Genomic DNA, 13880 nt, shown 5'->3' with positions numbered 1-13880 from the left:
GGGCGGGGCCGTTTCGGCGACCCCGCTTCTTCCTTGTAACGTGGTCTCGGCATCCTTGATCGCTTCAGGCGTGGGAAAGCCCGGTACCTGTTATCCGCATCTGAAAATTTTTATGGCAGCATGTAAGCATCAAGGTTAGGTTGTACCCTGAGGCGGCACGGTTGTTCGACCGCAACCTGTCTCGTGGGAAAACACCAAACAATCGAAGGCTGAGGGTGCACCAGGAAGTCGCATTGATCGCAACCGTTGCCGTTGGCTTCGTGTTCGCCGCCATCCTCGGCTATGCCGCGGACAGGCTGCGCCTTCCGCCCCTCGTCGGTTATCTCGTCGCAGGCATCCTAATGGGATCCTACACGCCTGGTTTCATGGCAGACGCGTCGCTGGCCGGCCAGCTGGCGGAAATGGGCGTCATTTTGCTGATGTTCGGTGTGGGCCTGCATTTTTCCGCAGCTGATCTCTTGGCCGTGCGCGGTATTGCCGTGCCGGGCGCGCTTGGCCGTATCGTACTTGCAACCCTGCTCGGCATGGGCCTTGCGTCGCTATGGGGCTGGGGTCTCGGAGCCGGACTGGTCTTTGGTCTCAGCCTGTCCGTTGCCAGCACGGTCGTGCTCCTGAAGGCGTTGGAGGAGCGCAACCTGATCGAATCCGTCGGCGGCCGCGTGGCCGTTGGATGGCTCATTGTCGAAGATCTGGCGATGGTGCTGGCTCTCGTGCTCTTGCCGGCCTTTGCGGAAGTCCTGGGCGGCCATGCCGTCGCCCATGCGGCCAGCGATCTTTCGATTGCCACAACGATTTCCATCACCTTGCTCAAGGTTGCAGCCTTTACCGGCATCGCCGTCTTTGTCGGGCCGAAGGTCGTGCCATGGCTTTTGACGCTGGTTGCCCGCACCGGCTCCTCGGAGCTGTTCACCTTGTCCGTGCTCGCCCTCGCCCTCGGCATCGCCTACGGGTCCGCGGCAATCTTCGGCGTTTCCTTTGCGCTCGGCGCCTTCTTTGCCGGCGTCGTCATGAGTGAATCGCGCCTCAGCCACCGTGCCGCCGCCGATTCCCTGCCGCTGCAAAATGCGTTTGCCGTTCTGTTCTTTGTTTCCGTCGGCATGCTCTTCGATCCCTCGATCATCGTTCGCGAGCCGATCGCGGTGATCGCCGTTCTGGTGTTGATCATCATCGGCAGATCGCTGATCGCCTTTTTGGTGGTGCTCGTGCTGCGCTACCCCTTGGGCATGGGCGTGCGCATATCGACCGGTCTCGCCCAGATCGGTGAATTTTCCTTCATCCTTGCCGGGCTCGGCGTCACGCTTGGCTTGCTTCCACGCGAGGGGCAGGACCTTATTCTCGCCGGGGCGATTCTGTCGATCACGCTCAACCCGCTGGTATTGCTCGCCGGTGAGGCCATCCAGAAGAAGCTGCAGGCAACCTGGCCAACAGTGTATGCGACGTACGGCAAGGTGAAGTTTGAAAAGCTTAATCACGCGGTCGAGCAGATCCGCGCCGCCAATGACGAGCGCAACCGGCAGCACCAGCTGGAGATGCAGCAGCTTTGCGAGACATTTCCGCTTTTCTCCCAGGTCGACGAGAATTCGCAGGAGGAACTCTTGCTACTGTTCCGGCCGAAATCCGCATCACCCGGCGAGCGCGTCCTGCGCAAGGGCGATCGTCCGGACGGGCTCTATTTCATTGCTTCCGGCGCGGTCGAGGTTGAACTGGCGGATGACAATGTCCGGCTGGACGCCGGCGCTTTTTTTGGCGAGATGGCGCTCCTCAGCGGCGGCAGGCGCACGGCAGATGTTATTGCCGTCGACTTTTGCGCGTTCCTCGTGCTTGAGCGCCGCGACTTCAACGTCTTCATGTCCCGTCACCCGGCACTGCGCAAGGCCGTGAGCAACATGGCGCGCGAGCGTGCTGAAATGAACGTCTCCCGCCGGAATCGGGACGACCAGTCACTCGATGTGACCTGAACCAGCCCGCGCAGTGGCCACAAGTTCTCGACCCCGAAGGGTCCACGCGGTGCTATGATGCGGGCAACGCTAACATGACGCATTGAAACTGCTACCCTCTCCAACTAATATATTAATTCAACCTGGAGAATTTCATGGACACGCTTACCGCCCCTCGTCATTTGCGGCTGCACGCCAGCGACAACGTCGTCGTTGCCGTCGACTCGTTTCAGGCCGGGCAAAAAATCGAGGGCGTCACGGTTGCCGATCGGGTGCCGCGCGGCCACAAACTGGCATCGCGAGTCATTGCCGAGGGCGAGCCTGTGCGCAAGTTCGGCCAGATCATCGGCTCGGCATCGAAGCTCATCGAGCCTGGCCAATGGGTGCACGAACATAATCTGAACTACAGCGATTTCGTGCGTGAGGCGGATGCGGGCCACGCGCCGCACGGGAGCGGTTTGCTGCCGCTGCCGCAGCGCGCCACGTTTGAGGGCTTCCGCCGCGCCAATGGCCGTGCCGGTACGCGCAACTATATCGGCGTCCTTACCTCGGTGAACTGCTCGGCGTCGGTGGCGCGATTTATCGCCGAGGCGGTGCGCAAGTCGGGGCTTCTCGATGAATATCCAACGATCGATGGCATCATACCACTCGTCCATGGCGGCGGCTGCGCCATGGATACGAACGGCGAAGGCTACGAAGTTCTGAAGCGCACGCAGTGGGGCTACGCCACCAACCCGAACATCGGCGCTGTGCTCATGGTCGGGCTCGGCTGTGAGGCATTCCAGATCGGTCGCTGGAAAGAAACGTATAATATCGTTGAGAACGACACGTTCCGCAGCCTGACAATCCAGGAGGTCGGCGGCACCCGCAAGACGATGGAAGCGGGCGTTGCCGCCGTACGTGACATGCTGCCAGTCGCCGCGAACGTTCGGCGCGAAACCATTCCCGCCTCGGAACTCATGCTCGCTTTGCAGTGCGGCGGGTCCGACGGCTATTCCGGCATTACCGCCAATCCCGCCCTCGGCGCTGCGGTTGATCTCCTCGTCAAGCATGGCGGTACGGCGATTCTTTCCGAAACGCCGGAGATCTACGGCGCCGAGCATCTCCTCATCGAGCGCGCCTCGAACCCGCAGGCGGTCGAGCGGCTGCAATCCATCATTGCCTGGTGGGAGGATTATACCGCCCGCAACAAGATGGAGATGAACAATAATCCGTCGCCGGGCAACAAGGCCGGTGGTCTCACCACTATCCTCGAAAAGTCGCTTGGTGCTGTTGCGAAGTCGGGCACGTCGCCGCTCGAGGCCGTCTACGGCTATGCCGAGCCCGTCACTTCCCATGGGCTCGTCTTCATGGATACGCCCGGCTACGACCCCGTTTCAGCGACAGGACAGGTTGCCGGCGGCGCCAATGTACTTGCCTTTACCACAGGGCGCGGCTCGGCCTATGGCTGCAAGCCGACGCCTTCGATCAAGCTTGCCACCAATACGCCGATGTACAACCAGATGATCGAGGACATGGACATCAATTGCGGTGACATTCTCGACGGTGTCTCTATCGAGGCGAAGGGCCAGGAAATATTCGAACGGGTTCTGAAGGTTGCTTCCGGCGCGCCGAGCAAGTCCGAACAGCTCGGCTATGGCGATGCGGAATTCGTGCCTTGGCAGATTGGCGCAACGATGTAGCCAACAAGGCTTCGAGATTGAAACAAAAACGGGAGCCAATGGCTCCCGTTTCCTTTCGTTCCTGCCTGTACGGTCAGGCGGCTGTTTGCTGATGCTTGGCACGCGCCACGATCTGCGTCGGGTTGACGAAGCGCAGTGCGATGAGCAGCCAGACCAGCGTCGTGATCATGTAGACCACTGCCATGGCGTCGATCGATTGCACGGCGCGAACGCCGGACGCAAACACCGAATAGTAGAGCGCGACGACAAGTGTCTGGCTCGTCGGCCCGGCGGTTAGGAACGTCAGCTCGAACATTGCGACGGTGCGCACGAGCACGAGAAGGAGAGCCGCAAGGATACCCGGCAATAGCATCGGCAGGAGAACGTGGATGAAGAGCTGGAACGTTCCCGCACCGAAGACGCGTGCGGCGGCTTCGATCTTGGGATCGATCTGTTCGATGAACGGGATCATGACCAGAATGACGAAGGGCACTGTCGGCACGAGATTGGCGAGAACCACGCCCCAGAACGTGCCGCCAACGCCTGCCTGATAAAGCACTGTTGCGAGCGGAATACCGAAGGTGATCGGCGGGACCAGCAGCGGCAACAGAAAGAGCAGCATGACCAGTTTCTTGCCGGGAAAATCCCTGCGCGCCAGCGCGTAGGCTGCGGTCACGCCAAGTATCCCCGACAAGGCGACCACGGCGAAGACGATCTGGAAGGTGACGAGCAGGACGTCGCCGAGCTGGAACTCGGTCCAGGCGGTGAAATACCACTTCGTGGTCCATCCGGCCGGCAGCCACGTGCCGAGCCAACGGGTGGCGAAGGAAGAGAAGATCACGGTAGTGATCATCGCGAGGAGATTGAGGACAAAGAAGCCCACCAGTACCCAAACGGCGGTGATCCAGAGCTTTGCAGCAATTGTTGTGTCGCGGATCATGGATCAGCCCTTTCCGCCAGCGGTCGAGCCGCGATAGAACATGTTGCGAATGACGAGAATGGCGACGACTATCAACAGCTGCACAGCCGCCATGATCATGGCGATCGCCGATGCCATCGAATAATCATACTGCTCGAACGCCGCTTGGTAAGCCGCAATCGAAATGACGCGGGTCGGTCCCGCAGGCGCGCCCAGCAAGACCGCGGAAGGAAACACCGCGAAGGCCTGGACGAAGGACAGGCAGAAGGCGATGGCAAGGCCGGGAACCAGAAGCGGCAGCATGACATGGCGGAAGCGCTGCCAGCTGCTTGCGCCGTGGGTGGCGGCGGCCTGTTCCAGCGCCGGGTCGATGCCCGATACGTAGGACAACGTCAGCAGGAATGTGAACGGGAAGCCGGTGATGATCAGCGACGCGAACACGCCCCAGTAATTGTTGGTGAGCTTGAGCGGCCGGTCGATCATGCCGAACTGGATGAGGGTGCGGCTGAACCAGCCTTGCGGGCCGAGATAGTTCAGGAGCCCTTCGGCGACGAGCACCGTGCCCAATGTGACCGGAAGAACCAGGATTGTCGTCAATAGCCGCTGATGCTTCAGCAGCCGCACCCGCAGGGCAACCGGAATGGCAATGGCGATGCTGATGATCGTAACCGGTACGGCGAGCCACAGCGTGGTAAGGATCGTGTCGTAGAGAAACGGGTCGGAGAAAAACTTCTGATAATTGCCAAAGAGGCCGCCTTCCTTGGGCGTGAAGGAAAGCACCAGGCCATAGATGAAGGGATAAACGAATACGGCCAGCAAGAACAAGAATGCCGGCAGGACCAAAAGCGTAACGCCGTCGATGCCGCGCACCGCCAGCCGCTGGCGCAGCGGCAGGCGATACTCGGACGGAGAGGAGGATGCGGTAATGCTTGCCATGGCCGTCACGCCGCAAAAGCCAGCGCACGCGCCGGATCGACTGAAAGCCAGATGGAACTGCCGAGTTCCGCGGTCTGGCCGGCGTGGAAAACAAGTTCTAGACCGCCAGCGGTCCGCGCCGTCCCGACAAATTCGCGGCCGCGATACTCGATCGTCTCGACCACGGCCTCGACAGTCTGCGCCGATTTTTCGCCGGCAACGACATCGTCGGCACGGGCGGCAATGACGGCCGTATCTCCGGGCTTCAGGGATGAACGGGCGGTGCCGGTCAAGGTCGCATTGCCGACGGTGACGGTTGCGCGGTCGCCTTCCTTGGCGACGACCTTGCCGGTCAGGCGATTGCGGTATCCCATGAATTCGGCGACATCCAGATGATCGGGGCGTTCGTAGAGATCGCTTGGAACGCCAACCTGCCTGATCTCTCCGTCGCGCAGGACCACGACGCGATCAGCCAGGGACAAGGCCTCATCCTGGTCGTGGGTAACGTAAATCGTTGTTGCGCCGAGCTGATTGTGAATGCGGCGTATTTCGGCGCGCATTTCGAGCCGGAGTTTGGCATCCAGATTCGACAATGGCTCGTCCATGAGGACGAGCGGAGGTTCGATGACGATGGCGCGCGCGATGGCAACGCGCTGCTGCTGGCCGCCCGACAACTGGCCCGGCAGCTTGTGGCCCTGACCTTGCAGGCGCACGAGATTCAGTGCCTCTTCGACCCGCTTGTCGATTTCGGCCTTCGCGACTTTGCGCATCTTCAGGCCGAAGCCAATGTTCTGGCGCACAGTCATGTGCGGGAACAGGGCATAGTTCTGAAACACCATGCCGAACCCGCGATCCTCGGGCTTCAAGGTGTCGATGCGCTTGTCGTCGATGAATATGCCGCCGCCCGTGGTTGCCAGGAGCCCGGCAATGCAGTTGAGCGCCGTCGACTTGCCACAACCTGAGGGGCCGAGGAGGGCGATAAATTCCCCCTTGCGAATGGAAAGCGAGACGCTCTTCAGCGCGTTATGCGCACCGAAGGCACGGCTCATTTGATCGAGACGAATTTCGCGAAATGGCGATGATGCAAGCAGCATCTGGAAACCTCATGGCTGTGCGCGGTCCGGCATCGCCGGGCCGCGCCGATGAAACAATAAATTATGACTTCTTGGCTGCGACTTCCTCATCCCAGCGCCGGAATGCCACCACCATCGACGATGGCTCGAGCGGAACCTCGATCGGGTTGTTGGCAATCCAGTCGGCATATTCCTTGCGGCCAAATTCGGCGATCGCGTCCTGGCTTTCCTGCGGCGCCATGGAAAGTGGCACGTCCTTCACCGCCGGACCCGGATAGAAGTAGCCCTGGTCGTAGGTGTAGGCCTGTTGCTCGGGCGTCAGCAGGAAGCTCATAAGATCGAGGAGTACCGCAACCTTCTCATCTGCGACGCCTTTCGGCACGCACATGTAATGCGCGTCGGCGACCCAATGGAAGCCCTTGAGCGGGGCGACTGCAGCTTCCTTCGGAACAACGCCGAGGACGCGCGGGTTGATATCCCAGCCGGTCGTCGACACCGTCATGTCGCGCGTACCTTCGCCGAGTTCCTTCATCAGCGCGCCGGTGCCTGTTGGGTAGTATTCGATATATTGGCCTAGTTCCTTGAGGTAAGCCCACGTCTTGTCCCAGCCCTTGACCGGATCGCGCGGATCGCTATCGCCAAGAAGGTAGGGCAGGCCCATGAGGAAGGTACGGCCTGGACCGGAATTTGCCGGACGCGCATAAAGGAACTTGTTCGGGTTTTCCTTGGCCCATGCCAACAGTTCCTCGGCTGTGGTCGGTACTTTTTTCACCCGATCCGGCATGTATTCAAGCAGCGGCCCCGAGGGATAATAGGTAACGACGACGCCATGGTCCTTGGCGAGAGCCAGCATGCGATGAGCCGGTTCAAGATAGATTTTCGCAAGATCAGGCAGCGATGCGGCGTGATCGGGGAGGAGCTTGATCCATAGATCCTGTTCGAGGCCAGCGGAGAGCGCGTCCGTACCGGTGAGCACGAGATCGATATCGAGCCGATTGGCCGCCTGCTGTGCCTTGATCTTGCCGGGCAGTTCCGGTGCCGGCGCCTTGGTAAAGGTGATCTTGGAAACCAGTTCCGGTTTCGCCTTCGCATAGTTCTCGATTGCAGCCTGCGTCAATGCGAGGTTGCCAGCAACGTCAGCGACGTTGATCGCGACCGGCGAAGTCGGCAATGCCAGCTTCGACTGAGCAAAGAGCCGCGTGGCGGGTAGCGCGGCGACTGCTGCCAGACCGCCAATGGCCTGTCTGCGTGTAATGCGGATCATATTATTCCTCCCTTTGGATTTCCCAATGTCCTGCGTTGAGACTGCGACCGGGTTCCCGGACCGGCCTGTTTTGAGATTTGATATATTAATCTATCAGATCAGGATAGCAAGGCTTTAGTCTCTTCCAGCTTTTGCTACAGTCACAGCGGCGCCATCTCGCAGCAGTTGTTCCAGTGCCCCGCCCACGGCGCGGCGAAACTCGTCATTGTCCGCAAGGTCTTTGCCAAAAATCTGCTGCATCCCTAGATAGGCGTCGAGAAGGTCGGCGGCCGAGGTTTTGCCATGCGTGCGTTCGCGGAAATCGTTTGCCAGCGGATCGCGAACGTCGATCGGCTGTCCGCGCTCGTCTGTCCCCGTGGCGTAGCGCATCCAGCCCGCGACGCCGAGCGCCAGCCGTTTGAAGGGCTTGCCCTGTTCGATGCGCTTGCGGATCGTGTTCAACAGCCGCTGCGGCAGTTTTTGCGAGCCATCCATGGCGATCTGCCATGTGCGGTGGCGCAGAGCCGGATTGCGGAAGCGCTCGCGCAGCTGCGCCTTATAGGACGAAAGGTCGAAGCCTGAAAGCGGCGGCAGGGTCGGCGTAATCTCTTCGTCCATCATCGCTTCGATGAAGGCAGAAAAGCCTTCCGCCTGCATCACGTCGGATACTGTCTCGTGCCCAGCAAGATAGCCGAGATAGGCGAGAGTCGAGTGACTGCCGTTAAGGAGGCGCAACTTCATCAATTCGAACGCATCGACGTCTTCAACGAAGGTGACGCCGACTTTCTCCCATGCGGGACGCCCGGATGGGAAATGGTCCTCCACCACCCATTGCGTAAACGGCTCGGTCATGATCGGCCAGGCATCGCGCAGCCCGGTCGCCCGCTCGACAATTGTGCGATCCGTATCGGTCGTCGCCGGAACAATGCGATCAACCATCGTCGAAGGAAAGGCGACGCTTTCGCGGATGAACGTCGCCAGATCAGGATCGCGCAATTCGGCAAAGCGCAGGACGACCCGCTTGAGGGTTTCGCCGTTTGCCGGAAGATTGTCGCACGACAGGAGCGTAAACGGCTCCGTCCCGTTTTCACGACGGCGCGCGAGTGCCTCTACGATGAAACCAATCGCCGAACGCGGCGCAGCGGGATGCGCAAGGTCGTGGACGATATCCGGGTGACTTTCGTCGAGTGAAGCGGTCGCGGGCGCATAGCAATAGCCCTTTTCCGTTACCGTCAGCGAGATGATCTTGACGGAAGGTTCGACCATTGCCGACAAAACGGCTTGCGGATTTTCAGGCGCCACAAGAACGCTCGTGATGCTGCCAATAACGCTGAAACGATCGCCGCTGCCATCACGCACGGCAACCGTATAGAGGCCGTCCTGTGGTTGCAGCGCATCTCGTGTGTCGGCACTGCGCAACGAAACCCCGAGGATGCCCCAGCGATTGTCGCCGCTCGCCAGCACGGCATCGGTGTAGACTGCCTGATGGGCGCGGTGGAACGCGCCAATACCAAGGTGCACAATCCCGGTATTCATCTGATTTCGATCGTAAGCCGGCCTTTGCACATCCTTGCCGAGGCGAGCCAGCGTGGCAGCGGACAGTTGATTTTGCTCGGTCATGTCCATTCCTAAAGCTTGTATGCCTGCTTGGCGAGGCGGTAAGAGAGGTCGACCGCCACCTCCTGCGCCTCGTCCTCATCGAGCCGGTGATCGGCGACAAGGCGAGCAAGAAATGCGCAATCGACGCGGCGCGCCATATCATGGCGGGCGGGGATCGAAAGATAGGCGCGCGTGTCGTCGTTAAAGCCCACGGTATTATAGAAACCGGCGGTTTCGGTCGTCAGTTCGCGGAAGCGGCGCATGCCTTCCGGACTGTCGTGGAACCACCAGGCCGGTCCGAGGCGCACGGCCGGATAATGCCCGGCAAGCGGCGCTAGTTCACGGCTGTAGCTGGTCTCGTCGAGCGTGAACAGAATAAGCGTCAGCCGCGGATCGTTGCCGAATGCATCGAGCAAGGGCTTCAGCTCTTCCACGTAGCCGGTGGCGCGCGGAATGTCCGCGCCCTTGTCCGCTCCGAAGCGGCCGAAAATATCCGGATTGTGATTGCGGAAGGAGCCGGGGTGGATCTGCATGACCAGACCGTCCTCAACGCTCATGCGCGCCATCTCGGTCAGCATCTGCGCACGGAAGAGTTCTGCGTCGGCAGCAGAGGCTCCTTGCAAAACGCGATCGAACAGGCTCGCGGCCTCCGCCGGCGAAAGATTTGCCGTGCGGGCCGTCGGGTGACCATGGTCAGTGGATGTCGCGCCCCGCGCCTTGAAATAAGCGCGGCGCAGGCGATGCGCTTCGAGGTAGCCGGCATAGTCGAGACTAACGCCAGCCAGCGCGACGAAATTTTCCACATTCGAGCGAAAAGCCGGCTGCGCGGCATCGACGACCGCATCGGGGCGGTAGGCCGGGACAACGCGGCCATCCCAACCTGAGCGCAGGATCGCATCGTGTGCGGAAAGATCATCTGTTGCCGCGTCTGTGGTTGAAATGACCTCGATGCCGAACTGCTTGTAAAGCGCGCGCGGGCGCATGGCCGGATCAGTCAGGCGTTCGGCGATCCGGTCGTAAAGCGTATCCGCATTCTTTTCATTGAGCCGCTCATCTATACCGAAAACCGCTTCGAGCGCATGCTCGAACCACAGGCGGGAAGGCGTTCCCCTGAACAGGTGGAAATGCCGCGCAAACGTCTGCCAGATGGTGCGTCCGTCCGTCTCGACGGCCCCGCCGTCCTTTCGCGCAACGCCAAGCGTCTCGAGGCGCACACCTTGTGAGTAAAGCATACGAAAAATATAATGATCTGGCTTGACGAAGAGGCTTGCCGGATCGGGAAATGCTTCATCATCCGCGTACCAGCGCGGGTCGGTATGGCCGTGCGGGGAGACAATCGGCAACCGCTCCACGGTCTCGAACAAGCGCCGCGCGATGGCGCGCGCGTCAGGCTCGATTGGAAACAACCGGTCGGGGTTGAGGGCCATTCTTCAACTTCCTTGCTGCATCTACAATATCGGGACCCAGTGACACCAAAGCTTGGTACCGATGCCCGCGAGGCCATTATCTTCAGAGATTTGCCGGTATTGGCCTTGGCGAACACTAGAGAATAATATATTAGTATGTCAACACCCGATCGCGCGCGGAAAGTCACTTCGCGGCGGATCGGAGCATCTAGGAATTTGGGTGGAATTCCATCATTGAGGATTGAAGGATCCAAAATGAGGAAATGGAGCGCTTGAATGGCAGCAAAGCAGGCGGGAGAAAAAAGCGTCGTCCTTTTGGCGTCCGAGACGATCGTCACGCCCGGCGCTACCAATGTGCGGCCCGTTCGGCATGGGGGAGCAGCGCCTGTTGCCCGGGTCACCACGGCGACAGCCATTTATCGCGAACTCCATGCAGCCATCGTTTCGATGGAGATGACGCCCGGAACGCCGCTGAACGAAAAGGTGCTCACCGAACGCTTCGGTGTCAGCCGGACGCCGGTTCGCGAGGCGCTGATCCGCCTCGTTGAAGATGGCCTTGTCGACGTGTTTCCCCAGTCCGGAACCTTTGTTGCTCGCATTCCTGTTGCGCTTATACCTGAGGCTGTCGTCATCCGGCAGGCGCTGGAAGGCGCGACCGTCGAGCGGGCCGCATCGCGAGCGACCGCTAAGGACATTGAACGTCTAGACGAGGTTCTGGCGCGGCAGCAATTCTTCGCCGACCGCCAGAACATGGGCGCATTCCATGAAGCCGACGAGGCCTTTCACGAGGCGATTGCTGCCATTTCGGGACATCCCGGCATCTGGCGCTACTTGAAGCCGGTGAAGGTACAGATCGACCGGGCGCGGCGCATGACCCTTCCCGCTCTGGGGCGCATGGAACACGTGCTTTCCGAGCACCGGATCATCCGCAACGCCATTGAGGCCCATGATGTGGCGGCAGCTTGCGCTGCCATGCGGAAGCACCTCGACGCCGTCATCCCCGATGTCGACGAATTGAGAAAAAGCCACCCGGAATCATTCATCTGATCCGGACGAGATAAAACACACTACGGAGGAATGCATGCGTCAGGGATGGCGATGGTTTGGCCCGAAGGCGGGCGTGTCGCTGGATAATGTGCGTCAGGCCGGGGCGACCGATATCGTCTCCGCGCTGCACGACGTACCGATCGGCGAAGCCTGGACCACCGCTCAGGTTCAAGAGCGCAAGTCAATGATCGAATCGACGCCGGACGGCCGCTCGCAGCTGACCTGGTCAGTGGTCGAAAGCATTCCAATTCCAGACGCCGTGAAACGGACAGGCGGCATGGCGAAGAACGAAATTGCCGCCTGGATCGCCAGTATGGAAGCTCTGGCGGCCAATGACATCAAGGTCATCTGCTACAACTTCATGCCTGTTGTCGACTGGTGCCGCACCGAACTCGACTACGTCACGCCGACCGGGTCCACGGCGATGCGTTTCGACCACAACATGTTCGCTGTGTTCGATCTGCACATCCTGCAACGCAAGGGTGCTGCAAGTGAATATTCGCAAGCCGACCAGGAGATCGCGGCCGAGCTCTATGCCGCCATGGGCGCACAGGAAATCGCTGATCTTACCCGCAATATCGCCAGCGCCCTTCCCGGCTCGACCACCGAACCGCTGACGATTCCGGCGTTCCGCGACAAGCTGGAGGCCTATTCAGGTATCGATGCCAACAAGCTTCGCCAGCACCTCATCGAGTTCCTGCTGGCCGTGACCCCCGTCGCCGATGATCTCGGTGTCAAGCTGACACTGCATCCCGACGATCCGCCGCGCCCGCTGTTCGGGCTTCCGCGCATCGCCTCTACGGAGGCTGACTATGCCGCGCTGTTCGAAGCGGTGCCTTCGCCCGCCAACGGCATGTGCTATTGTACGGGCAGCCTTGGCGTGCGCGCCGACAACGATCTGCCCGCAATCGCCCGGCGCTTTGCCGACCGCATTCACTTTGCCCATCTGCGGGCAACGACGCGCGAGGGGGACGGGCGCACCTTCCACGAGGCAGCGCATCTCGAAGGCGACGTCGATATGGTGGCTGTCTTGCGCGAACTCCTTGCCGAGGACCGCAAACGCGACAAGTCGCGCAGCATCATCTTCCGCTCGGACCATGGTCACCGCATGCTCGACGATCTCAACAAGGAAGTGACCCCGGGCTACCCCGCCATCGGTCGCTTGCGCGGCCTTGCCGAACTTCGCGGCATCATTCACGCCCTTGATCCACAAGCTCTCGTCTAAAAGCGATCACTTTTTACCGAATATTGCGCCCCGGCTTTCCCAAGCCGGGGCGTTCTAGTTCTTTATAGTTAATCCATTTTAACCATATTCATGAGTCTGGTTGTGCTGCTGGGCAAATAGAGCGCAATAATGCGGTGAATATCCATCACATTATCGCCATATTTTGCCAAACGGGCAGAAATACCTTTCTATAGAGAAGCATTTCCGATCACGTTTTGAATCATATTAAGACAAGCTTTTTTAGTAACTTGGCTGCTCTTTACCGCTGATCTCGACCGATCTTGCTTTGGCGGGCCACCTCAGGGCCACATTTCTCCAAAATAGAAGCAATTACTCGCTCACGCCGTGATCTACTTGCCCGGGGGTCAATCTTCAATGCGTGTGTCTTCAGTCCGGCAGTTCTGCCGCGGGCTACCACAAGTGCGAACATCACCATGGTATCTATCGCAAGCATCCGCACCGTCCTTTCGGCATCGGTGCTATTCCTCATGCTCGGCGCCGTTTCAGCACATGCAGGCTCAGCCTGCGGCGGCGCATCCTGGTATGCCTTGCGTTCCAAGACTGCATCCGGCGAACGGATGAACCCATCCGATTTGACCGCCGCTCACCGCACCCTGCCCTTCGGCTCGAAGGTCAAGGTTACCAATCAGCGCAATGGTCGTTCCATTGTCGTGCGCATCAATGATCGCGGGCCGTTCATCAAGGGCCGTGTGATCGACCTCTCCAAGGGTGCCGCCAACCGGCTCGGCTTTGTCGGGCAGGGACACACCAACATCTGCATGGCTCAGCTCTGATAAGGCCTCTGGAAGCAAGCATGCGCCAGCGGCGTTGGCGTATGATGGGATTGACGTTGAC

Annotated in this window: 11 protein-coding genes; 5 read left to right on the top strand and 6 right to left on the bottom strand. The window is 60.1% G+C overall.

The genetic code is table 11. From position 1 onward, the window contains the following. Window positions 1-215: 215 nt before the first annotated feature. The gene (locus HQ945_RS16145) at window positions 216-1958 is read left to right on the top strand and encodes a cation:proton antiporter domain-containing protein (protein ID WP_113279887.1); all 1743 of its coding nucleotides are present in this window, start codon (window positions 216-218) and stop codon (window positions 1956-1958) included. Window positions 1959-2092: 134 nt separating this feature from the next. Next, window positions 2093-3619 (top strand): UxaA family hydrolase, encoded by a 1527-nt coding sequence (locus HQ945_RS16140; protein WP_113279888.1) that lies wholly within the window; start codon window positions 2093-2095, stop codon window positions 3617-3619. A gap of 73 nt (window positions 3620-3692) precedes the next feature. Here the strand turns inward: HQ945_RS16140 and HQ945_RS16135 are convergent, their stop codons facing one another. From HQ945_RS16135 to uxaC, 6 genes are all read right to left on the bottom strand, one after another. Beyond that, a complete protein-coding gene (locus HQ945_RS16135) occupies window positions 3693-4538 on the bottom strand; it encodes an ABC transporter permease (RefSeq protein WP_027230858.1) in 846 nt (281 codons plus the stop codon). Window positions 4539-4541: 3 nt separating this feature from the next. Then, the gene (locus HQ945_RS16130; RefSeq protein WP_027230859.1) at window positions 4542-5453 is read right to left on the bottom strand and encodes an ABC transporter permease; all 912 of its coding nucleotides are present in this window, start codon (window positions 5451-5453) and stop codon (window positions 4542-4544) included. 5 nt (window positions 5454-5458) lie between these two features. Then, window positions 5459-6526, bottom strand: a complete 1068-nt coding sequence (locus tag HQ945_RS16125) for an ABC transporter ATP-binding protein (protein ID WP_091920635.1) — start codon at window positions 6524-6526, stop codon at window positions 5459-5461. 61 nt (window positions 6527-6587) lie between these two features. Beyond that, the gene (locus HQ945_RS16120) at window positions 6588-7766 is read right to left on the bottom strand and encodes an extracellular solute-binding protein (RefSeq protein WP_174208296.1); all 1179 of its coding nucleotides are present in this window, start codon (window positions 7764-7766) and stop codon (window positions 6588-6590) included. Between the two features lie 117 nt (window positions 7767-7883). Next, the gene (locus HQ945_RS16115; RefSeq protein ID WP_113280023.1) at window positions 7884-9368 is read right to left on the bottom strand and encodes a mannitol dehydrogenase family protein; all 1485 of its coding nucleotides are present in this window, start codon (window positions 9366-9368) and stop codon (window positions 7884-7886) included. Between the two features lie 8 nt (window positions 9369-9376). After that, window positions 9377-10774, bottom strand: coding sequence for a glucuronate isomerase (gene uxaC / locus HQ945_RS16110; protein WP_174208284.1), 1398 nt, complete (start codon window positions 10772-10774; stop codon window positions 9377-9379). Between the two features lie 255 nt (window positions 10775-11029). Between uxaC and HQ945_RS16105 the strand changes: the two genes are divergently transcribed. From HQ945_RS16105 to HQ945_RS16095, 3 genes are all read left to right on the top strand, one after another. Then, window positions 11030-11800, top strand: a complete 771-nt coding sequence (locus HQ945_RS16105; RefSeq protein WP_027230864.1) for a GntR family transcriptional regulator — start codon at window positions 11030-11032, stop codon at window positions 11798-11800. A 34-nt stretch (window positions 11801-11834) separates the two neighbouring features. Beyond that, entirely contained in the window at window positions 11835-13025 is a 1191-nt protein-coding gene (gene uxuA / locus HQ945_RS16100) for a mannonate dehydratase (protein WP_027230865.1), read from the top strand. Between the two features lie 488 nt (window positions 13026-13513). Next, window positions 13514-13819 carry a septal ring lytic transglycosylase RlpA family protein gene (locus HQ945_RS16095; RefSeq protein WP_051614846.1) on the top strand — a complete coding sequence of 102 codons (306 nt, stop codon included), beginning with the start codon at window positions 13514-13516 and terminating at the stop codon, window positions 13817-13819. Window positions 13820-13880 lie beyond the last annotated feature (61 nt).

It is taken from the genome of Phyllobacterium pellucidum, from assembly GCF_013327855.1.
GTDB lineage: Bacteria > Pseudomonadota > Alphaproteobacteria > Rhizobiales > Rhizobiaceae > Phyllobacterium > Phyllobacterium pellucidum.
The sequence above is the reverse complement of the archived record's forward strand: the minus strand, read 5'-3'. Positions and strand labels throughout refer to the sequence as shown.